20 protein-coding genes and 1 tRNA gene are annotated in these 21,972 nt (G+C 59.0%); 8 read left to right on the forward strand and 13 right to left on the reverse strand.

The window, feature by feature from the left end:
- Positions 1 to 186: 186 nt before the first annotated feature.
- The 3 genes from LOC54_RS06130 to LOC54_RS06140 form a co-directional block, all read right to left on the reverse strand.
- On the reverse strand, positions 187 to 1,821 hold the full coding sequence (locus tag LOC54_RS06130) for a hypothetical protein (RefSeq protein ID WP_279312948.1): 1,635 nt from the start codon (positions 1,819 to 1,821) through the stop codon (positions 187 to 189).
- Positions 1,822 to 2,105: 284 nt separating this feature from the next.
- Complete coding sequence (locus LOC54_RS06135) at positions 2,106 to 5,411, reverse strand: Hint domain-containing protein (RefSeq protein WP_279312949.1); 3,306 nt, start codon at positions 5,409 to 5,411, stop codon at positions 2,106 to 2,108.
- A 129-nt stretch (positions 5,412 to 5,540) separates the two neighbouring features.
- Positions 5,541 to 6,188: a LexA family transcriptional regulator gene (locus LOC54_RS06140; RefSeq protein ID WP_279312950.1), complete on the reverse strand. Its 648-nt coding sequence runs from the start codon at positions 6,186 to 6,188 to the stop codon at positions 5,541 to 5,543.
- Between the two features lie 196 nt (positions 6,189 to 6,384).
- Here LOC54_RS06140 and LOC54_RS06145 point away from each other — a divergent pair, with 196 nt between their 5' ends.
- The 6 genes from LOC54_RS06145 (at position 6,385) to LOC54_RS06170 (ending at position 10,008) form a co-directional block, all read left to right on the forward strand.
- The gene (locus LOC54_RS06145) at positions 6,385 to 6,636 is read left to right on the forward strand and encodes a hypothetical protein (protein WP_194260699.1); all 252 of its coding nucleotides are present in this window, start codon (positions 6,385 to 6,387) and stop codon (positions 6,634 to 6,636) included.
- A gap of 3 nt (positions 6,637 to 6,639) precedes the next feature.
- Positions 6,640 to 7,491: a hypothetical protein gene (locus tag LOC54_RS06150; protein ID WP_279312951.1), complete on the forward strand. Its 852-nt coding sequence runs from the start codon at positions 6,640 to 6,642 to the stop codon at positions 7,489 to 7,491.
- Positions 7,492 to 7,494: 3 nt separating this feature from the next.
- Positions 7,495 to 8,472, forward strand: a complete 978-nt coding sequence (locus LOC54_RS06155; RefSeq protein WP_279312952.1) for a hypothetical protein — start codon at positions 7,495 to 7,497, stop codon at positions 8,470 to 8,472.
- Between the two features lie 186 nt (positions 8,473 to 8,658).
- Entirely contained in the window at positions 8,659 to 8,820 is a 162-nt protein-coding gene (locus LOC54_RS06160; RefSeq protein WP_279312953.1) for a hypothetical protein, read from the forward strand.
- Positions 8,821 to 9,061: 241 nt separating this feature from the next.
- Positions 9,062 to 9,280 carry a hypothetical protein gene (locus tag LOC54_RS06165; RefSeq protein ID WP_279312954.1) on the forward strand — a complete coding sequence of 73 codons (219 nt, stop codon included), beginning with the start codon at positions 9,062 to 9,064 and terminating at the stop codon, positions 9,278 to 9,280.
- A 239-nt stretch (positions 9,281 to 9,519) separates the two neighbouring features.
- Positions 9,520 to 10,008 (forward strand): hypothetical protein, encoded by a 489-nt coding sequence (locus LOC54_RS06170; protein ID WP_279312955.1) that lies wholly within the window; start codon positions 9,520 to 9,522, stop codon positions 10,006 to 10,008.
- Between the two features lie 687 nt (positions 10,009 to 10,695).
- Here the strand turns inward: LOC54_RS06170 and LOC54_RS06175 are convergent.
- The 3 genes from LOC54_RS06175 to LOC54_RS06185 all read right to left on the reverse strand — a co-directional run bounded on the left by LOC54_RS06175 (position 10,696) and on the right by LOC54_RS06185 (position 12,443).
- Positions 10,696 to 11,805, reverse strand: a complete 1,110-nt coding sequence (locus LOC54_RS06175) for a site-specific integrase (protein ID WP_279312956.1) — start codon at positions 11,803 to 11,805, stop codon at positions 10,696 to 10,698.
- 143 nt (positions 11,806 to 11,948) lie between these two features.
- Positions 11,949 to 12,024, reverse strand: a tRNA-Glu gene (locus LOC54_RS06180).
- A gap of 68 nt (positions 12,025 to 12,092) precedes the next feature.
- Positions 12,093 to 12,443: a hypothetical protein gene (locus LOC54_RS06185; protein WP_279312957.1), complete on the reverse strand. Its 351-nt coding sequence runs from the start codon at positions 12,441 to 12,443 to the stop codon at positions 12,093 to 12,095.
- A 59-nt stretch (positions 12,444 to 12,502) separates the two neighbouring features.
- Here LOC54_RS06185 and LOC54_RS06190 point away from each other — a divergent pair, with 59 nt between their 5' ends.
- Together LOC54_RS06190 and rpoH are read left to right on the forward strand one after the other, a co-directional pair.
- Positions 12,503 to 13,492 carry an RluA family pseudouridine synthase gene (locus tag LOC54_RS06190; protein ID WP_279312958.1) on the forward strand — a complete coding sequence of 330 codons (990 nt, stop codon included), beginning with the start codon at positions 12,503 to 12,505 and terminating at the stop codon, positions 13,490 to 13,492.
- Positions 13,493 to 13,751: 259 nt separating this feature from the next.
- Positions 13,752 to 14,648, forward strand: a complete 897-nt coding sequence (gene rpoH / locus LOC54_RS06195) for an RNA polymerase sigma factor RpoH (protein WP_279312959.1) — start codon at positions 13,752 to 13,754, stop codon at positions 14,646 to 14,648.
- Positions 14,649 to 14,650: 2 nt separating this feature from the next.
- Here the strand turns inward: rpoH and LOC54_RS06200 are convergent, their stop codons facing one another.
- The 7 genes from LOC54_RS06200 to aroQ form a co-directional block, all read right to left on the reverse strand.
- Positions 14,651 to 16,624, reverse strand: coding sequence for a lytic transglycosylase domain-containing protein (locus LOC54_RS06200; RefSeq protein WP_279312960.1), 1,974 nt, complete (start codon positions 16,622 to 16,624; stop codon positions 14,651 to 14,653).
- The gene (locus LOC54_RS06205) at positions 16,611 to 17,222 is read right to left on the reverse strand and encodes a YjbE family putative metal transport protein (protein WP_279312966.1); all 612 of its coding nucleotides are present in this window, start codon (positions 17,220 to 17,222) and stop codon (positions 16,611 to 16,613) included. Before LOC54_RS06205 ends, LOC54_RS06200 begins: the two co-directional genes overlap by 14 nt.
- The gene (gene cysG / locus LOC54_RS06210) at positions 17,215 to 18,663 is read right to left on the reverse strand and encodes a siroheme synthase CysG (RefSeq protein WP_279312961.1); all 1,449 of its coding nucleotides are present in this window, start codon (positions 18,661 to 18,663) and stop codon (positions 17,215 to 17,217) included. The genes LOC54_RS06205 and cysG overlap by 8 nt, the downstream gene beginning before the upstream one ends.
- 6 nt (positions 18,664 to 18,669) lie before the next feature.
- Positions 18,670 to 19,218, reverse strand: coding sequence for a UPF0262 family protein (locus tag LOC54_RS06215; RefSeq protein WP_279312962.1), 549 nt, complete (start codon positions 19,216 to 19,218; stop codon positions 18,670 to 18,672).
- A gap of 155 nt (positions 19,219 to 19,373) precedes the next feature.
- The gene (gene accC / locus LOC54_RS06220; RefSeq protein WP_279312963.1) at positions 19,374 to 20,723 is read right to left on the reverse strand and encodes an acetyl-CoA carboxylase biotin carboxylase subunit; all 1,350 of its coding nucleotides are present in this window, start codon (positions 20,721 to 20,723) and stop codon (positions 19,374 to 19,376) included.
- The gene (gene accB / locus LOC54_RS06225) at positions 20,723 to 21,184 is read right to left on the reverse strand and encodes an acetyl-CoA carboxylase biotin carboxyl carrier protein (RefSeq protein ID WP_279312964.1); all 462 of its coding nucleotides are present in this window, start codon (positions 21,182 to 21,184) and stop codon (positions 20,723 to 20,725) included. Before accB ends, accC begins: the two co-directional genes overlap by 1 nt.
- Positions 21,181 to 21,636, reverse strand: a complete 456-nt coding sequence (gene aroQ / locus LOC54_RS06230; protein WP_279312965.1) for a type II 3-dehydroquinate dehydratase — start codon at positions 21,634 to 21,636, stop codon at positions 21,181 to 21,183. The genes accB and aroQ overlap by 4 nt, the downstream gene beginning before the upstream one ends.
- Positions 21,637 to 21,972 lie beyond the last annotated feature (336 nt).

Raw genomic sequence — 21,972 nt, forward strand, 5'->3', positions numbered from 1 at the left:
GTCCGTAAAAGTGCCTGTTCCGTCTCCTTCTTCCATCCATACAATATGGGAAGTATTTCAAGATCTAACAGGCCCTAGGCGGATAGCAAATCAGAAACCTGTATATCTGACATGAAGGCGGGTTGAGCGTGGCGCGCATGGTTCTCGCGCACTGCACCAGAAGGATAAACACGCATACTTGACAGTTCAGGCCATCCGGATGGCTACGGGCACACCATCCTGGACCTTGATGTCAACAGACAGCACTTCTGTTTGTTGTGATATTTCTTTGGCTGCATCATTTAGCCCTTTGATTATATTTGCACTTTCGACTGTGATTTTTTCAAAAAGGACGTTCTCATGAGCAAGGACGGAGGCCTTGATTTCATATGATGATATACCTTGGATTTTCTCCCGAAACGCCTTGTCTATTGATAGACCAACCTCGCCCATAGGGGACAGAACGGCCAATGCATTGGTAATATCCTGTAGGCGCACCTTTTTCCCCGTATCGCGACCAGGAAATGCACACAGGAGTTGATAGCCGCAAGCCCGTGCCCGAACACACAGGAGGATTTCATCGCACATCCTCCCAATGCTGGTCTGAGCTTCCTTGATCGCAGTTGCATACTTGCTTGATCCCCAGCCTTCTTTCTTGATGACGCTGAAGGCCTCAACCTGAGATCTGATGTCGCTGGTCAGGTGCTCCTGCACCCTGACAAGATCAACTTCATGGCGTTCGATTTCCTGCAAAACTTCGTTGGCCAGTTCCCCTGTCAAAACAGAAGGGGCAACCTGCTGAAAGTAACGGATGGACGCAGTGATTATGGAGCGACGTTCATTCTGCTGGAATTTCGAGACATCTTTGATCGAAGCCTTGATTTCGTCGAGGCTTTTTTCAATAGCTTCCAGTTTTTTCTGCTCCGCCATGGCAGCAGCCAATGTCAGTAACGCGGCGGGAGTAGCTAGACTGACCAGGGACGCCGGATCGAGGCGGACCATACCTTGGTGACCCTTGGCAGTACCTACATAGTGGCCCAGTTTTTCGCTGTATGAAAGCGCCATTTCTGCGCGATAGTAGTTCCCATTTTTTAATATTTGTTCGGTCGAAATAAATGGTTGGGCGCCCTTCAGTATCGGCGTCAGAACATTCAGCAAGTTGCGACTGTATTCCATGTCCCGCCACCCAGTTGTGTCGGCATCGGGAAACGTCGCAAGAGATAGAACCCGGTCACCATTCTCGGTCTGGATGATAACAGAGTCCGACGCGCTATCGACGGTAGCAGAACTATTACTGATTTCTGTTCCGGTGATTGAGGCGGGTTGGATCCGTCCTTCCTCAATCAGTTTACGGCGCAGATATATTATCTGCAGCATAATTGCCGCAAATGGCGGCCAGGCATCCGAACTCAATATGCCCCGCACGGTAGTCGACACGGCCGTGGCTGCCTCATTGACCAAAGCCTGCTGGTCGATGGTAGATGGACGGAGAGATAGATATTGCTTTGAAAACAAATTCAACAGGGTCGATTCGTCTTCGCCCGTTAATGTTGAGGGAAACCCGACCTGTTTACACAGGCCACTAATGATCGCGGAGTAAGAGGGACGCTTCCCATCGTTGCGGCCAAGGGCCACCAGGCCAAGCCTGTAAATCTCGTCGCCAATCCGGTCTGCATAATTCGTGTGGTCAGGGAAGTAACGTTCGAATGCACGACTGATTTTAAGAACGCTCTGCTGTGATTGCCCGAGGACATCTACAATGGGATCAAGCTCTTCATTTGTGCAATTCTCAAGAACATCATAAAGATCACTACACAGATCAACGTCTTGTAATTGCGTCATGTATGGTCCTCGTTTTGCTGTGCGTAGGCAGGCGTTTCCCTTTACTAACTGATTGTCGGATCCGGGCCTAGTCTCCGTTAGGCAATACCTGTCAGGATGTGTAGGAAATGCTGACCGCGGAAGCGTCTGCTTTCAGACATTCCATGATACCCCAAAAGCGTCCGCAAAGAGGCGATAGCAGCCTGTCTGCTCTGTTTCCGCTGAGGCAACAGGAGGCATTCGCCTACTTCCTGGTCTGGAAGACAATATTCCGTTTGCCTCGCAAAAAGCCGACCATAGACCGGTTACCCGGCCTGACGTTTACGTGTCGTATCTCCAGCGATCCTTCCGAATACGTCGACAATTCTCGCATGATCATGTCGCTCTCGAATAAAGTGACACCCAGCCCGAACCATTCTGGCGTGCGTCGTTGAGTCATCATGCAAGCTGACGATCAGCGCAGCCAGTGCTTCAGCGGTTTCTCCTGTCGCGTCAGCAAAATCTTTGGGCAGTTCCATTCCCTCGGACGCAATTGGTGTCATCACACACGGAACCCCAGTGGCCATACTGTCCAGAACCTTACCCTTCACACCCGCTCCAAAGCGGAGTGGGGCGATGCTGAGACGGACCTTGTCGAACAGAACGCCGCAGTCAGGAACATGGCCGATCACCTCAATGCGGGGCGCTGCGAGCCGACGAATTCTATCAGGCACGTCTGCGCCTGCAATGACACAGTGGATATCCGGTCGTTGTTGCCAGACGAGCGGCATGATTTCTTCAGCCAACCAGAATGCGGCATCACTGTTTGGCGCATGACTGAAATTACCAAGAAAGAGAACCCCCTGACGGGCATCAAACGATGGTATTCGTTTTCTAACTGCCACCTCCCAGGGAACGACATGGATTTCGACGCCCGCCACATCACGCCTGAGGATCGCGGCCTCCACGGTTGAATGGGTCAGAACGGCATCGGCCTGACGGGCGGCGGCGTATTCGGCATCCCGGATATGACGTGCCCTCGCCATCAGTTCCGGCCGTTCCTCGACTGCCGCCTGTCGCGCAATTCTCATATGGTGCAGGTCGGCGACGGCGTAGATCACCCGTGCGTGTGACTGGTGCTGGCGAACAAGCGGCAGATAGCGCGTCGCAATAGACTGTCGGTGCAGATAGATTAGGTCGAAACTCTGTGCCTGCCGTCGTAGCAGGTCTTCGACCGAACTATAAAAAGGCGCCGCACATATATCGATATTTTTCATGGGTGGCGTTGACGCGTTTCCCATTTCATCCGCTGCCACGAACGAGATCTCATAGCCAAGCGCCTGAAGGGCGCTCATATGCGACAGAATGGCGCACGAACCGGCGTCACGCCGGGCATCCGGCATGCGACTGTCGATGACAAGCGCTGTTGGAGCACGGTTTGCCGGAAGCGCCAAGCCCCGACGGGAACGTTCACGCTTTGTCGAGCTCCGGATACGTCCCGACTGATGGTCGGCATGGCTCTGTTTCAGGCGCTCCATCTGCGCGGCCAGAAAGGACAGGGCTCGATTTTGAACCTCTGCATCCTGCACGGAACCAATCGCCCTGCGAACAGCCTCTTCCAGGTCGGGTTCGAACCGGTCGGCTGGCTCCATTACGATCGGTTGCCCCAGCACGGCTCCTGTGCGCTCATTGCGGATCTCAATGATCTGGCGCGTCAATGGTGACAGGGGTGGGGCAAAGAGAAGATCGAACCCACACCGTTCCGGCCCTGCACTGGCGTCGGCCACATCGGGACGGCGCCCGTTGGCAACGCTCCGTTCTGCAATCGTCCCGTTCACCACGACCTGTATGGCGACTGACTCTCCGGGCTGTGCAGGATCACAAATCCAGCCACAGATCCGGTCGCGGGAGGCACTGTCGATATAGCCGCGCATCGTGGCTGACGATGCGGGCACTGTTGTCCGCGCGATGGTATGGTGGCCGATCGTCTGCTGGTCCAGAATCCATGGCGTGTGACCGAGCAGGTTTCGTGACGTGCCGGGATCATTTGCCTGCGCGATTTCGATGGCATGCCTCATGTCTGGGGTGAAACCACCCGCTACGACGAAACAGAAACCACAGTCCGCGCCGACATCAGGGCGAGGGCAATCGGCCACGACTTCCCCGATGGCAATGCCATTATCAAACAGGGACAGACGCACCGGTTCCGGAGAGTGCGGGTTTCTGGCCCAGCCCCTGATGATCGTTCGTGTTACCTCGTCGAGATAGCCTTCGACGATGCCGCCTGAGGCTGGAGTTGGTGCGATCCCGGCTTCGGCATTCAGGCGTGTGCGGATGGCTTCAAGAACGGGGCCTTCTTCAATCCGGGGCGCGCAGTAGATTGCCGGAATTGGCGCTGTATCCGGATAGAGTTTTTTGAACTCGGCGGCATTGTGAAACATGTTCCGGCTGTCATCATCTACGAAACTCTCCGAAGGCGCCCCTTCAGCCAGAAGGATATCGTGCGTTTCCAGCTCGACGTGGAAATAGGTGACCTGATCGATGCGCTCCGCCTGAAAAATGCTGACCCCGTTAATGAGGCAGATTGCCGGTATGAGCACGCCCTCCAGCGCCATGGCATGCAGCGGGGAGACGGACAGATCCCGTCGCGGCAGGCCGTGACCCAAAGCCCCCGCCCGGATGACGATCGGCAGGACATTCTTATTCCCCCTGACAAACGGGCCAGAATACGAACGGTGTCCAATCCAGCGAATAGGGCGCAGGGCATCCGAAGCGGTTCGTACCCGATCGCCGATAGCGAGATCTTCAACAGCGATCTCGCCTCGTTCGGTCTCAATCAACGTGCCCCGGCAGAAACAGGGCGTGCCGTCATCCGGCTCCAGAGTGGCGACCGTGCCTCCCGATCCGTCGTCGCTCAGGACGAAATGCTCCCCGGCATAATTTCCTTCGATGGAGACAGAACGTGAAACGCCGCCTTCGGTCACTGTCAGGACCGGATCGCCTTCCAGAGTCGCGCTGCCCCCGGACTGAAAGGCCATACCACTGAAATCGATACTGCCGCCGTTCTGGATCGTTACGCCTCCTGCAGATGATATATCTGCGGCGGCAATTGTCCCGCCACTGGCGACTGTCACGCTCTCGATCACACCTCCTTCGCCGGGACGGATGCCAAACGTGCCGCCGGGGCCAACCGTCAGGTTTTTGACGACCCCGGTGGAATCTACTTCGATGCCACCGCCATTGCTCACGGTGACATTGTCCGCGAGAGCGGCGATCTCGATATACCCGCTGCTGGTCACCAGAACATTGTTGATGGAGCCGCTGTTGACGACGCCCCAGCCCTGATTTTCGACAGTCAGATCGGTAATCGTGCCGCCGTCGACCTCGAAATAACCGTTTTCATCCCAGTCGCCGGTGACGGTCACGCCGGAGGCAACGCCGCCGGCATCAACGGTCAGATCGCCCTTGTCGAGCAGCGTATTGATGGCCAGCCCGCCATCCTCGACAAAGAGTTCACCGCCATCGCCCAGCTCGGTGTCCGTCCACACGGCACCATTACCGATAGAGACATCCGAGCTGACCAGATGGACGCCTGACGAGGACGACGACGTGATATCCGCAGAATCCGACATGATGGCGCTCCTGAGCATGGCCGCGCAGTAGGCGGCTTTTGCTAGGATGCTATATGCGATATTTCGCAATAACAAGCGGATAATTTACTATTTATACAAACGAGTTTCCGTTGAGTTCTGCGACAGAGTTCAACCGCGCGGCAATCCTCCCGACCAGACGACTTCGCCCACGACATCCAGTCCTGCGGCCTCTGCGGTCTGAAGTTCCTGCGGCGGATAGCGATCGTTGTCCGCGAGAGCCCGGATTCCGCCCCCCAGTCGGCGCTCCAGGCGGCGCAGCAGAATGTCACCCTCAACCCGCAGCGCGAAGATGGCGCCGCCCTGAACCGAGCGGGCGCTGGTATCCACGATGACGAGATCGCCTTCCTGCAAGGTCGGCGCCATCGCGTCCCCCGAAACACTGACGAGACGGAGCATTGCCGGGTCACGCGGGAGGGCGGATTCCAGCCAGGATTTGCCAACGCGCAGACCTTCGTCCGGCTGAGGCGACAGCCAGGGGATTACGACCTGATGACCGCCACGAACTGGAGCCGATGATTCACCATCCGCGTCGAGACCAGCTCCCACACCAAAGGCCAACCAGTCCAGCGAGACGCCGCAGGCGCGGGCGAGAGACGCTACGGCGGAGAGTTTCATCTCACTGCCATTCATGTAATCCCGCAGCGTCGTGTAGGGCACGCTGGCCGCCTTGGCCGCGTGCGTGATGCCGATGCTCTGGGCAGCCTGCCGAAGACGCTCGCCACGTTCGCGGAGCAGGCGGGCCTGATCATCAGACATGCGACGGCGCCTCGGTCTGGAACGAATGGTCACAGGCAATCTCTCTTCCGTGATATGGAAAAGTGACTCCTAAGCGAAAATACGCTTGTGTGTATATGCGGATATGCGTATATATTTGCATCGTAGTGTGAAGCGGGTCTCCGTTGATCCTGGACCCAATCTCGCATGAACCATGTGTTCTGTCGAAGGGTTTGTCATGACTGACGAGGTTCGTTCGCTGTCTCCCGCTCCCATCCGCGATCCCAGGCTGGAGGAACTGCATGCAGGCCTGCATGACGTCATCCGTCTACTGGAACTGGAGCATCACCTCCTGCGCGGTCGCCTTGATACGTTGAAGGCCGATAGTGAAGGGGCCCAGCTTCTGGAAGGCATCATCGTACTGGGCGGTGTCCTGAACCGGAAACTGACCCATCTGCTGGGCCTGTGCCGCGATGTGGGAGGGCTGTGACACATGAGCATGCTGCGTTCCCTTGCCTTAACGCTCTCCCGGCTGCCGCGTGTCGCGCAGATCGGTGGCGGTGTCGCAGCCCTCGCAGTGGTCGGGGCTGGCATATCCTCGTTCAGTGGTGGAACCGGTGACAGGGCTGCGATCCGTGCGGTTCTGGCAGCCCATCAGGCGATCGACACGCGTTCCTGTCTGACGTTCCGCTTTGCACCCGGTCTGAATTTCGAGAGCTGGGCTGGTCGTCAGTTCTGGATGGCGCCGACTCCCTGGACAGCCCCCGATCGCCATCCGTTCATTTTCTACGCGGGTCCTGCGGACGACACCGCACCGGAGATCGTCACCGATCTGACGCATCGCGGTGTGCTTGAACGTCATCTCGTGCCGGTCAGCTTTCTTGCTGGTGGAGTGGCCTCGGCCGCGATCTATACGACGCCGCGTAACGATCCCGATTTCAGCTACGAGCTTGTGCAACCAAATTTCATGGCGCGGGGCAGTCCGCTGGGGACGCTGGCCTGGCCGAACAGCGTGTCGGTCGCGCGGGGCAATGGTCCGCAGCAGTCTCTCTATCTGCTGCATCCCTATCTGATCAGTCAGGTCAGCGGCGTCTGCGTGGGACTGCACCTCAGCGCCATCACGGAGATCAAGCCCCATGACAGGGACTGGGCCGGACGTGACGTCATGACGGCTACGGCTGTCTATCGGAGTGAGGACCTGAAGGACTGGATGCAGTCACCCGTGTTCCGCAGGACGATCGGATCCTTTCAGGATTTGGAAAACGGCAAGGATAGTCGCCATCGGCTTGTTTTCCATCGGGGACCTAAGGGTCTGGAACTGGTCGATAATCAGGAGGAGCAATAGGTCATGCGTTTCTGGACCATGAAATCCTTGCTGTCCGCACCGCTGCTGGCGGCGCTGGTCACAACCGCCCTGACCGGCGCTTCCGTCCCGTCTGCCTGTGCAGCATCGGACGACCGCAAGGCCGCGCAGGCTGCCGATGATATTCTGGCAACGCTGCGAGCTCTGCCGGGTGACCGGGGCGATCTGGAGGAGGGGAGCAACCGTCGCGTGTGTCTCCGGCTGGGAGGCGATGCTATCCATAGCGAGGCGGCGTGGCCCATGTCAGCCGTCATCCTCAGCAGATACACAGCCGGGGTCGAGCCGGGCACGGCCTATAACGCGGACACTGCCGGCGTCCTGCTCGGCGACGGTCCACGCGGCATCACGCCGACACCGTTCGTGCAGGCGCTGATGGCGGCGGGCGTGGTGCGGCGCGTGCCAGTGAGCTGGGTCGTTCACACGAGCCATCCCGGTATGCCTACAGCGGCTCAATTGGGATTGCATGATCTGGACGATAGCTCCGAGCCAAAACCCTCGAGTTCGCCGCCGGACAATGTCGAGGCGACGACGCGCTTTGAGGGGGACCTGTTTCTGGGCTCCGGTCCGGAGATCGTCGGGCATTTTGAAATCCCGCCTGATGAACGGGGTCATATAGGGGCGGTGAGCATTCCGCCGCTTATCGGAACCGCATCGCCCCCGTCCGGTGTGACCTCGGCGTCGCGCTACTGCTACGCGCTCGTGCCGCAGCGGGTGCTGGAGTTCGGACCGCTTCAGACAGTTGAGCCCGGACATCAGCGGATCACGGTGGCCGTGCTGATGACGCCTGAACAGGTGCCGGGCTGGAGCAGTGATCCGCGTGTGCTGGAGGTCTTTGCCCCGCAGTTCATTCGCCCGCAGCAGGTGTTTCTGGCGACATTCGACAATTTCGGGGATGGCTGGAAAAAGTTCGGTCTGACCTTTGCCAAGGATCTCGCTGAAACCGGGCATTATGTCGAGGGGTGACGTGCCAAAATAGCAATCGAACTACCCCCGCGCGCGCCCGCGTGCGAGTACAGAGTAGATAGTACTAGCAGAACTCCTGTGGGGCCTTCGAAGCGGGATACCCGCGTTTCCCCAAAGGAGCTGTAAGGATTGTAACGCCACTGTTTCAGTCCGCAGCCTGGGTGTCAAGTCTCAGGGAAGACTTCCATGCATACCAATCAACCTCACGATGCGCTCGATCGCGACGCTCTGCTGTTTACGATGCTTCTGCCTGCCCTGATCCGGTATCGGGATTCACTGGATCGTGACGTTCCTGAAATCACGGCCGCGATTGCGCTTCTACGAATCATGGACGCGCGCCGAGAATAAAAAAACAAAGGCCGGGCGGAACTTACTGCCCGGCCTTTATTATGTTCGCAAAGTTTTTTCGGTTTGTATTATTCGTTTTGTTTATTGGCCTTATAATTGTTTTATTTGTTTTGGTTTTTGTTCTGGGACTTTTGAGGTCTCACACCCTAAATTCCCCAAAGGATTTTGTTCTTTTCCGGCTATGTGTCGGTTTTTTGCGTGTGGGTTCCTCGTCCCGCAATACTTCCAAACGAGAATATCAATGTCAGATCATACAACAATTTCCTCCGCCGTGGAGGCGGATCTCATGCAAGTCGTGGCTTTGCATGGGTTGCTCGACTTTGCCCTGAGTCAGTCGCTTGCTGGTAATACGGACGATCGCATCATGGAGGGCGTCGTCATTCTGACCCGCCTGATTGGACGCAAGGTCCGGTGCCTGGCCGACAAACTGCTGCTAGGCGAAAGCTTCGGCTGCGACTGAGGCTCTCCATCCTCGCTCACACCCACACCCGTTTCTTTCATCAACAGGCGCGCTCGTGTCGCGTCTGTTTTTATTTCTTCATGGAAAAAATAATGTCTCGTTTCTCAGGCGACGCTACACCGTCCCATTTTTACCCCACCGAAACTGATCTGATCACCTATCGGGACCTCGCCCGTGCTCTTGGTGCTCCACCGAACGAGGCCATCTGCCGGTATCTCGGCCCAGCCGGCCAACATTTGGTGTTCATCGGTGAGTCTGGCCAGCGGGACTGGGCTCGCGTCGATACGCAGGCAAGGGCTCGCTGGCCTGATCTGCCGCCGACAGGGAAGATCGCGTCCAATGGCAAGACACTGGAATCCCTTCCCGAACGTGTCGTTTACCAGATCCTTGAGTCCTTGAAGCACGAGGATATGGAAATCGATCTCCATCAGCCGATCATGGCTGACCTCGGGGCGGAGAAGGCGGACCTGACATTGCGCAGGAGAAATGCTGCCTGCTTTATCGAGGTCATCGGTTCCTGTGGACCCAATCGCATTACCCGGAACGACCACGAGTTACGGGGGTTGGAGCGCTTCGAGCGGCGTGAAGCCTTTTACCGTCGTGTCGGCATCACCCCGGTCTGTATCTTTCTCGACCTGCTGGCGCGTCCGGAGGACCTGAAGGCACTGTGCCAGTCTCTGGTGGACCGGATCGCTGACGACGGGCGTGACAGAGAAATGTCGCTCTAAGGACAAGGACCGATGTCTGGGGCGCGGGATGTCCGGAACCGGAGCTCCCGCGCCAGAAATGCTAGCGCACGACATCAGTTTTGGTATCCGGAGTGGAACCGAACGGTGTCAAAAATCACGAAAAAACCGTCTTGTCGTTTCAGGAATGTCTCATACCCTGATTGTAACAGGGAGCTTGGCAAGTGATTCGATGCTCACGCCCGGAGTATCGATTGAAGTCAGCTTCCCCTCATGGAGGTTGTGACGATGTCCAGGACAATAGCGGATGACGGGGATCTGAAAGCACGACCTTGCCGGATCCTATGTTCGATCGGTCTTCCAAAACCGGAGCACCATCATGTCGGCAGCTAAAAGAAAAACTGTCGCAATAGAGCCTCGTGGGTCGTTACGTTACGCGGCTGCTGCGGCGTATATCGGCATCGCTGAAGGAACGTTGTGAAACCAGCACGAGACGCTGGGAATCAGGTCGCTGGAAATCGGTCGCATCCGGTGTTTTCGTATCGAGGATCTGGATGATTTCCTTGAGCGGAAGCTCCTTGAGACCGAGAGAAAGCAGCTTCGGAAAAAGCGGCGGGCGCGCGGGGAGAGTTTGCTCTTCAGTCCGGATTTCATTTTCTGGATTGTGATCGCAGCCCTACTGCTTGTAGCTCTGATCAGGCTGTCCTGTCTGACAGCCTGACGGAAGCGCTATTCTTTGTCGGCACAGTTACGCTTCTCATACGCGATGGCTTTCGCGGCCAGATCTTCAGTGTGGGGTTGGTAGTACCTGTCAAGGGATTTGATATCCTTGTGTCCCGTCACGCGGCGAAGTTCCAGGGGGTTCGTGTAAATCCTTGCGAGACGGCTCGTCGCCTCATGGCGAAGGTCGTGAAACGTGAGGTCCCGAAGGCCAGCTTTCTTCGTCATCCGTCCGAACCGAACGGAGAAAGCATCCTTGCTGCCAATGTCGAATACGAGATCTCCGGGCTGGCTGGATCTGCGTTGTGCCTGAAGGGCCCGCAGCAGGCGCGCTGCACCGGGTGTCAGCGGACGGATTTCCGGCCCACGTTCGATGGCGCGATGCATTGTTTTCGTCTTGGCAAAGGACAGTGAGTGTCGGTCGAAGTCGATGTCGCGCCAGCGGAGCGTCAGGGCCTCTTCCCGTCGCGTTCCCTGTTCGATGGCAAACCGCACGAATGCGACATCGTCCGGCCACGGCGATTGGGCCATGACCTCCAAAAGACGTTCGTATTCGTCGCCAACGAGGCGTCGGTTGCGCTTCTTATCCGCGCCTGCCGGGCGCTTGACTGCGGTCGCGGCCGCCGGGTTCTTCGCAAAAGGTACATCCCATTCCGCGATGGCGTGCTGACAGATCGCAGCGAGCAGGTTGAGGCGTTTGACAACTGTAGCGCCGCTGTATTTCTCAGCCAGTCTGTCCCGGAAGCCACGGACTGCTGTCGGGGTCAGTTCGACCAGTGCCAGCTGTGCGATCTCGTCCTGAAGGATGGCGGGGATATGACCCTTGCGATCATTCTCCCGCGCCTGCATCTCCTCACGCACATAACGCTCGACCAGTTCATGGACGGTCTGGCGTTCAAGCGGGCGCGTATCCTGAAACTGGCCGAGTTCGAGTTTGGCAGATGTCGTATCCAACCACCGTCGGGCCAGCTTGGCCGATGAGAAGGTCTGATGGATTCTCTCGCCGCCGGCGATGCGCTTGCGGGCCCGATACTGGCCCTTGCCGCGATACTCGACACCTGCGGGGAGAGCGCGGCCGGTCGCAGGATCGATTTTGGTAGAAGTGATTCGGTCTTTCATGGTGAGCCTCGCTTGGGCCCAGCATAGCCTTTTCATGGGCCCATTGGGACCATGTGCTCATCGTCTTTTCCGGTGGCGGGCCCAAGGTGGGCCCAAAAACCGTCAATTATTCCGCTTCATGACCGCTAAGTCATTGGAAAGATTGGCGTCCCATAGGGGATTCGAACCCCTGTTGCCGCCGTGAGAGGGCGGTGTCCTAGGCCTCTAGACGAATGGGACATTGGCCGTGGCGGGTTACTAGGCGAATAGCAGGCGTGACGCAAGGGGAAAAACAGAGGGCTTACTGTTTAATTTGAAGGAGACAGACTGAGACGCCCCGATACCGCGCCTCTGGTAATATCCCACAGCAGAATCCGGTCCGGTCCCCCGCCGCTGATCCGGACAGCAAGCGTAGTGTCATTCATACGCTCGGCAGACACGATCCGGCTGCCTTCCGGCTCATGAAGCAGCAGCGATCCGACGGGGGAAGCGGCCGGAGCGGCAGCCAGTGTTCCGGCCGGCCGGCCATGAGAAAGACGGTGCACGATCACACCGATCAGAACCGCAGTTCCAAGCACGATCAGAGCGCCCATTCCGATCACCAGTGCCTTGAGTGCCGAAGACACGACCGGTTCCGGAGGCTGCGGTTCGCCGGACATATGCTCTGACCTTTCCTCTGTGTGCACGCGCGTCTACACTGCCGGACGTGACCGAGACAATGACTGACCTTCCCGCCGACGCGCCATATGGCCGTTTTTCGCTCACCGTCACGCCGGATCAGGCGGGACAGCGGGTGGACAGAGTACTGGCCGGGTATTTCCCTTTCCTCTCCCGCTCCCGGATCAAATCGCTGATTGAGGCCGGGCATCTCAGTCGCGACGGCAGCCCGCTGCGCGAACCGGCGGAAACCGCACGTATCGGTACAGAGCTCTCGCTCGATATTCCGCCGCCTCTTCCCGCCCATCCTGAGGGCGAGGATATCGCGCTGACCATCCTTTACGAGGATCGTGATCTGATCGTGCTCGACAAACCCGCCGGGCTCGTCGTGCATCCCGCGCCCGGTAATGAGACAGGCACGCTGGTCAATGCCCTGATCGCGCATTGCGGCGACAGCCTCGCCGGTATTGGCGGAGAACGCCGCCCGGGCATCGTCCACCGCCTCGATAAGGACACATCGGGCGTGATGGTCGTCGCCAAGACCGAGACCGTTCATACGGCCCTGTCGGCAGATTTTGCAGCCCGCCGGATCGAGCGGTCCTATATGGCGCTGTGCTGGGGCGTACCTTCACCCACTGAAGGAGAATATGAAGGCGCAATCGGCAGGGACCGGCAGGATCGTAAGAGAATGGCCCTGGTCCGGACAGGCGGAAAAGCTGCCCTCACCCGATATCGTGTGCTGCAGGCGTTCGGAATATGGGCCGCCCTGGTTGAATGCCGCCTGGCAACCGGCCGGACGCACCAGATTCGCGTCCATTTCTCTGCCCACGGCCATCCCCTGATCGGAGATCCGGTCTATCTGCGCCGGATTCCGGCCATTGCCAGACTTGCGCCTCCAGCCTCAAAGGAAGCCGCCCTCGATTTCCCGAGACAGGCGCTGCATGCCGCACGCCTTGGCTTCCTGCATCCGGGAACCGGAAAGTTCATGTCGTTCGAGACCCCTCCGCCTGAGGATTTCACTAATCTGAAGGAGGAAATGTCTCGTTTGTAATGATAAGGACATTTTAATTTTCGTTGTTTTCCGAACGCTTTTGCGATATACACGGGACTGTCTTTTCGACGCGCCGATGCGGCCGCCGGAATGGATGCCGCACCGGGACAGATGCTCGTAATCGGGGTCAGTCTCTGTGGCAGCACAGATATCCATACCAAGGTGCCGGATCAGATCAGCAGAACAGACCGTCGTCTTTCATTATCGAGACGGTTGCTCCCTGCAGACCCTGCTCCGGGGAAAAGGAGTACAGCACCCGATGCCAGCCAACGTCTCAGTCCTGACGCCTGAAGCGAACCTCGGGAAATACCTTCAGGACATCCGTAAATATCCGCTCCTGACGCCGGAGGAGGAAACCTCTCTGGCGCAGAGTCTGCGTGATACAGGAGATATGGAGGCAGCCCACCGGCTTGTCACTTCCCATCTCCGCCTCGTGGCGAAGATCGCCATGGGGTACCGCGGCTATGGCCTGCCGCTGAACGAACTGATCAGCGAAGGCAATGTCGGCATGATGCAGGCCGTGAAACGGTTCGATCCGGATCGCGGATTCCGCCTTGCGACCTATGCCATGTGGTGGATCCGCGCAGCCATTCAGGAATACATCCTGCACAGCTGGTCACTCGTGAAAATGGGCACGACCGCTGCCCAGAAAAAGCTGTTCTTCAATCTGCGCCGCCTCAAGGGGCAGATGAAGGCCATTGATGACGGTGACCTCAGGCCGGAACAGGTGACACAGATCGCAACGACGCTCGGTGTGCCTGAGCAGGATGTGGTGAACATGAACCGTCGTATGGCGGCGCCCGATCACAGCCTGAATGCGCCGCTCCGCATAGACGGGGACGGAGAGTGGCAGGACTGGCTTGTCGATGACAGCGACAACCAGGAAGACACACTCGGGGAGCACGAGGAGTTCGCTGACCGCCACGCCCTTCTGACACAGGCTCTGGGCGGTCTGAATGATCGTGAGCGTCACATCTTTGAGGAACGTCGCCTCAAGGACGAGCCGCTGACTCTGGAGGATCTCGCCCGCGAATACGGTGTCTCCCGCGAACGCATCCGCCAGATTGAGGCCCGCGCGTTCGAGAAGGTCCAGGCGGCGATGAAAAGTGAGATTACCCGCCGCCGGGAGGAGACGGAGCAGATTTCCGCCTCCTGATCCTATCCAGCCTGCGGGCCACCCTCTGCGGGGGCGTAGAGAATCATGCCTTCCCAGACGCGCTGCACGTAGCCGCGCGTCTCATCCTTCGGGATAGATTCGATCCAGTCGAGCATCGCGGCCTGATCCGCACCGCTTCCCCAGGGGTCACCATACAGTCCCAGCCACTGGTCCGTGCGGTGAGGTCCGGCATTATACCCGGCCGCCGCATATACGACCGATCCGTTAAACTTCGTCAAAACCTGCTCCAGATAAGCCGTTCCGAGCGTCATGTTGATCTGAGGATCATACAGGCTGCTGATATCTGCCCGAAGATGCAACCTGCGCCCCATTTCCCGACCGGTACCCGGAAGAAGCTGCATCAGACCGATCGCATTCGAAGGGCTGACGGCATCAGGGTTGAAATTGCTCTCCTGCCGCATCAGCCCCAGCACCAGACCGGCCGGAAGAGACATTGCCGGCGGGGTCCAGGGACGGGGCCAGCCGCTCCGCGGCATGACCACACCCTTCCCGCCTGCAAGACGGGAAGCCATGACAGCCTGATCCGGTAATCCCGCCTGCATGGCAAGACGTGCTGCAGCCACATATTCCGGCACCTGTCTGCAGCGGGTCAGCAGCAACGCAAAAAACATCCCTGCATGCTTCCTGTCCCCCTGCGCGGCCAGCATCTGCCCGGCCTGCACCAGATCATTGCCGCTCAGACGGGCCAGCTGTGCCGGATCAGGCTCAGGTTCGGGCAATGCCCTGAACAGCTCTGCCGTCCGGGCTTCCAGCCGGGACGGGTCACGAAAAACATCCTGATCACCGGACAGTGCCGCAATCGCCATCTGACCATAGAATGTCTCAGGATGCTGCCGGGCCTCGGACCAGGAGGCCTGTGCACCTGCCCTGTCGCCTCCGGCATCCTGCGCCCGGCCAAGCCAGTAAAGTCCGCGGCTGCGCGCTTCCAGAGAGTCCGAACGTGCAAGCTCCCGGAACGGCCTGAGTGCTGCCTGCGGATCATTCAGCTTCCGCAGGGAAAGCCAGCCCGTCAGAGCCAGAGACTCTGTCCGCTGCCGGCCTGTCACCACGGTATCATCCGCAAGCAGCCGTGCGGATCCGGCCTGACCCGTTTCCAGAAAGCTGCGCGCCAGGATCGCACGTTCGGTCTTAAAGCCCGATGCCGGAGCCGCAGCCTCTGCCGTAAACCCGCTCTGCTGCCACAGCGCCAGAGCCTCCTCATTCCGCCCGGCCTTACGCAGCCAGCGCAGATGATCCAGAACCAGCCCCGGATCGCTCCGCTGATCGGAAGACAGAGCCGCCTGTAATGCTTCCGCCGCAGCATCGCCACGATGGAATGCGAGCCGCGCCTGAGCGAGTTTCTGATTTTCAGTGCTCAGAAAAGGAAGCGTTGCCGCAGCGGCCTCCAGGCGGCCCCGGCTCTCCAGCCTGTCAAACCGCGCCCGGCTGTCCGCGTCACTCAGAACCGATCCGAAACGCGAGGACAGCAGTCCTGCGTCGGACAGGCTGTCCGCACCATTCCGCCAGGCCTCCCGGGCTCTGCTCTGAAGCTGAGCGGACATGCCCGCAGCATCAAGACAACGGACCAGCGCCGCAGCCGCAGATACGGGATAGGCGGCGCATATCTGCCGGACAACCGCGTCATCCTGCTCTGCCGCCAGCTTTTTCTGCATCCGCGTGCTGATCAGCTTCTGAAGCGGCCATGCCGGTCCGGAGTTCAGGAAATCCGCATAGGTCTGAACGGGAATACCGGCCGTCCGGCTGTCCGGAGCAACAAGCTGCTGCCAGACGGCCAGGCGCGCCGCAACAGTCGCAGACGACGACGTCGTGACCACCATCGGCCCGGTCTCCGTAACCGCCGTGCTGTCTCCCTCCATCTCCGCCCGTGACGATACGGGCGGCGCGGCACAGCCCGTCAGGAGCGCCGCAAGACCGGCAGCCAGAACCGGGTAATATGCTTTCTCAGACCGGAACATGATGCAGCACCTCGCTTCCGCCTCTGATGATCAGCTCCAGGGCCACGGCAAACACGACAATCAGACCCAGCCACGAAATCCAGGGATACCGCTCCAGCAGCCGGGCGATCAGGGTCGCCGCAACCGCCATCAGTATAACAGAAATGGCAAGACCCGAGACAAGTACCCAGGTGTGCTCCGCTGCGGCACCGGCAACGGCCAGCACATTATCCAGACTCATGGACAGATCCGCGAGGATAATCCGTCCGATCACCGAACGCAGACCTGCAGGCGGAGCTTTATCGTCCGCTTCCGCCTCCTGATGGTCCTGGCCGCCACGCAGCTCCCTGAACATGTGCCAGCAGACCCACAGCAGCAGCAGCCCGCCGGCCAGCCGCAGGCCGATCACCAGAAGAAGCTTCGTTGCAATCAGAGCCAGCAGAAGCCGGATAATCGCCGCCGCCGCCACACCGGCCATGATGGCTTTACGTTTCTGATCTTCCGGCAGGCCGCGCACCGCCAGTCCGACAACGATCGCATTGTCACCCGCAAGCGTGATGTCGATCAGAATGACCTGCGCCAGAGCGAACAGCGCATGCAGGGACAGAAAATCAGGCAGTGAAATCGGTCTTACTCCCGAAGGATGCGTCCGAAGCGGACACAACGCGATGTCGCACGACCTCGCCCGCGATGACCAGTGCCGGACTGCGGATCTCCTCAGCCTGGCTCCGTAAGGCGATATCGGACAGGACACCCGTCAGAACGCGCTGATCCGGGTGCGTTCCCTTCTCGATCACCGCCACCGGCCAGTCAGCCGGAAGACCATGCTCCATCAGGGACTCCGCCAGAGAAGCCATCCGGCTGACCCCCATATAGATCACCACTGTCTGCCCTTTCCGCGCGATTGTCTGCCATGGCAGATCAAGCGTTCCGTCCGCACGCGCATGACCGGTCAGGAAAAGGCAGGACTGCGCACAGTCACGATGCGTGAGCGGGATCCCCGCCGAGGCCGCACATCCGCTGGCCGCCGTGATGCCGGGAATGACACGGAAAGGAATCCCGGCTTCCATCAGAGCCTCGATTTCCTCACCGCCACGGCCGAAGATAAACGGGTCCCCGCCTTTCAGACGCAGGACCCGCTCTCCTGCCCGCGCCCGGCGGATCAGCTCCTCATTGATCCCATGCTGAGGCAGGGCATGATCGGCCCGCTGCTTGCCGACAAAAATCCGCTCCGCATCACGACGCACGCGATCGATAATCTCAGGAGACAGAAGGTGGTCATACAGCACGCTGTCCGCATTCTGCATCAGCCTCAGTGCGCCAATCGTCAGCAGATCCGGATCTCCCGGACCTGCGCCGACCAGCCAGACCTCACCCGTATCGCTCTCCGTTCCGGCCAGACGTTCAAGCGTGCACTCCGCCTGCTCCGCCTCTCCACTCATGGCCTGCGCCGCCCCCGGCCCGTCAACGAAGCGCTCCCATATGCGGCGGCGTCTCACACCATCCGGTGCCCGCTCTTTCATCAGAGGACGCATCCTCCGCATGAATCCGGCCAGATCGCCAAGACGTGCAGGAAGCAGCGCCTCGATCTGCTCCCGCAATCTGCGCGCCAGAACCGGCGCCGCACCGGATGTAGAGATTGCCACACGCACCGAGCCACGGCGGACGATGGCAGGCGTGATGAAACTGGACGGCTCCGGATCATCAACCGCGCAGACAGGAATATCGCGCTCCCGGGCCATCCGTGCGACCAGACGATTCACATGTCGGTCATCGGTGGCGGCAAAAACAAGACGGCAGCCGGGCAGCAGCGCAGCCAGCCGCTCCTCTGTCGCCTGCCCCTCCTCATGCAGAATTTCCCCCGCGTCCAGCCGACGTCTCAGAGCCGGAGACAGCTCCGGCGCCAGAACGGTAATCCCCGCGGCACAGGGAGCCAGCAGCGCCACTTTCGCTGCCGCAACCTCCCCGCCGCCAACCACCAGCGCCCGGCTTCCGCTGCCCAGACGCAGCACGACCGGGAACCAGACATGGTCCTCATCACTCTGAAGATCAGCAGACACGTGCCGTCAGTTTCTCCGCACCAGAAGGCAGATCAGCGTGAACAGCCGTCGGGCCGTCGGACGATCCATCGCGATCTTGCCCTCCAGACGTGACATCAGCAGCTCACCGGCCTCGTCATGAAGTCCGCGCCGCCCCATATCGATCGCCTGAATGCGCGTGCGGTTTCCTTCCTGCACCGCCTCATCAAAGCTGTCGATCATCAGATCATAATCCTTGATCAGACGGCTGAACGGCTTGACGGAAATCGCATAGGTATAGAGCGGAACGTTTTCCTCGCTCCGCACATCAAACACCAGCCCCTGATTTCCCGCAACAGACAGGTGAAGAATGAACGGGCCGGTCAGGTTCGATGGTCTGAAACGCGCCGTCTCGCACAGGTCCAGAATGGCCTGATCGCGATCCTGCTGCCGACTGTGATTGCTGTCCGCAAAGGGATCAAGGTCGCTGGCCAGAATGACGCCCGTCAGGGCATCCGGCCGGTCCGGCGGGAGAGCCGGTTCCAGGGAGAGATCACGCTCGCCTTTATGATGTAGCGGCTTATACGGGTCACTCATCTGCCGTGCGCCTCTCCGACGTTTTCAGGGAGGATACCACGCGAAGAACGGACAGGTCCATGCGGGACAAAGCCGCTGCATCATCCTCATTCGGGAACAGGGCGGAAAATCCGGCTATGATCCTGCCGGAAGACAGACCGGCAGGATCATATAACTCAGCCCGCCGCAGTCCGCGTCATGAACTGCTCAAGCCAGTGGATCGTATACTCGCCCTTGCGGAACTCGGGATCACGCATGATCCGCTGGTGAAGGGGGATCACCGTCTTCACCCCTTCCACAACCATCTCGTCCAGAGCCCGGCTCATACGGCTGATGGCAGCCTCACGCGTCGGGGCATGCACGATCAGCTTGGCAACCATGGAATCGTAATAGGGCGGAACGCGATATCCGGTATAGATCGCGCTGTCGATCCGGACACCCAGACCACCCGGAGGATGGAACATCGTGATCGTACCCGGAGACGGGATGAACGTCTCGGGATCTTCCGCATTGATACGGCATTCGATCGCATGACCGGAGAAGGTGATGTCCTTCTGCCCGTACCCCAGCGCCTCTCCCGCAGCAACACGGATCTGCTCCTTGACGAGATCCACGCCGCAGACCAGCTCCGTAACGGGATGCTCCACCTGCAGGCGGGTGTTCATCTCGATGAAGCAGAACTGATTATCCTGATACAGGAACTCCAGCGTTCCGGCATTACGATAACCAAGCTTCCTGAGCGCTGACGTCGCAATCTCACCGATCTCGTCACGCTGCTCAGCACTCAGAACCGGAGAACCGGCCTCTTCCACCAGCTTCTGATGACGACGCTGAAGCGAGCAGTCTCTCTCTCCGAAATGGACGACATTGCCGTGCGTATCAGCCAGAATCTGCAGTTCGATATGCCGCGGCCGGTCGAGATATTTCTCCATATAGACCGCATCATTGCCGAATGCCGCCAGAGACTCGGCCCTGGCCAGACGCCAGGCCTCCTCCAGCTCATCCTCGGAACGGGCTACCTTCATGCCACGTCCGCCGCCGCCCGCTGCCGCCTTGATCAGTACGGGGTAGCAGATTTTTGCCGCCACCTCACGCGCTTCCTCAAGACTCTTCAGCTCTCCGTCCGAACCCGGAACCAGAGGAACACCCAGAGCCATCATCGTTGTCTTGGCGCTGATCTTGTCACCCATAGTACGGATATGCGCACCCGTCGGACCGATAAACGCCAGACCATGTGCCTCCACCGTCTCGGCGAAATCCGCGTTCTCAGACAGGAAGCCGTAACCGGGGTGAATGGCCTCGGCACCGGTGATCGTTGCCGCCGCCAGGATGGCCACCACGTTCAGATAGGAATCACGCGCGGCCGGCGGTCCGATACACACCGCCTCATCCGCAAGACGGACATGCATCGCATCCGCATCAGCCGTGGAGTGAACCGCCACCGTGCGGATACCCAGCTCCCGGCAGGCCCGCAATACGCGCAGGGCGATCTCGCCCCGGTTCGCAATGAGTATCTTGGAGAACATCACTCAATAATCATCAGAGGCTGACCGAACTCGACAGGATCGCCGGAGGCCACCAGAATTTCTTTCACCGTACCGCTTTTTGCAGCCTTGATCTGATTGAAGGTCTTCATCGCCTCGATCAGCAGAATGGTCTGGCCCGCAGACACCGTCTGACCGACCACCGCAAAAGGAGGAGAGGACGGATCAGGCGTCAGATATGCCACGCCGACCATCGGGCTGGTCACGACACCCGGATGACGGGCCGGATCAGCCGCCACGGCAACCGGCGCAGGCGCAGCGGCAGGAAGCGGCGCAGGAGCAGCGGCAACCTGCGGCATGACACTCACCGGCGCGACCTGAATCTCGCGTGCCACGCGGATGCGGCTGTCCTGCTCCGAAATTTCGATTTCAGTCAGACCGGTATCGGCCAGAATCTGCGCCAGTGCCCGTATGGCATCAGCATCCACGAGCATACGGCTCATCGGGTTCCCTCACTCATGATAATATCGGCCATGGCCTGGAGCGCCAGCGCATATCCCTGAACCCCGAGACCGCAGATCACGCCCGTGGCTGCTTTCGAGACATAGGAAATATGACGGAACGGCTCCCGCCTGTGGATATTGGAAATATGAACTTCGACCACAGGCAGATCGACTGCCAGAAGCGCATCAAGCAGCGCGATCGATGTATGGGTATAGGCGCCGGGATTGATAACAATGCCCGCAGCCCTGTCGCGACACTCCTGCACCCAGGAAACCAGCTCTCCCTCCCCGTTCGTCTGCCGGAAATCAATAGCCACATCCAGACGCTCGGCCGACTGGGCACAGAGCTGCTCGACATCGTCCAGGGTCGTCCGTCCGTAGACTTCAGGCTGACGAAGACCAAGCATGTTCAGGTTGGGGCCGTTCAGGACGGCAATAAGAGGAAGGTCCATGACCCGCACGCGTTAGCACGGGCGCTGCCGCTCTCCAAGAGGGAACGGCCGTCATGCCCGGCAGACGGAATAAGGAGCATAATGGTCCGGATACGAAACCTCAGGGAATCGGAAGAAAAACCCCGATATATGCCCTTGGGAAAAGAATTTTATACTTCTGCCGATTCAGAACCCTGACTCTGATTTTATACGTGAAAACAAAAATTTCCGTATCACGATTTTATCTTTTTTGAAGATGATTCGCTTTTAAAAACTATCTTAGGTTCTGTTGACAAAAGATCTTCTCAGACTGGCTTGGACGTGATTCAACGCTGGTCTTTACGGAGACCTGTGGAT

The sequence above is a fragment of the Acetobacter sp. AN02 genome (assembly GCF_029759835.1).
Lineage (GTDB): Bacteria > Pseudomonadota > Alphaproteobacteria > Acetobacterales > Acetobacteraceae > Acetobacter.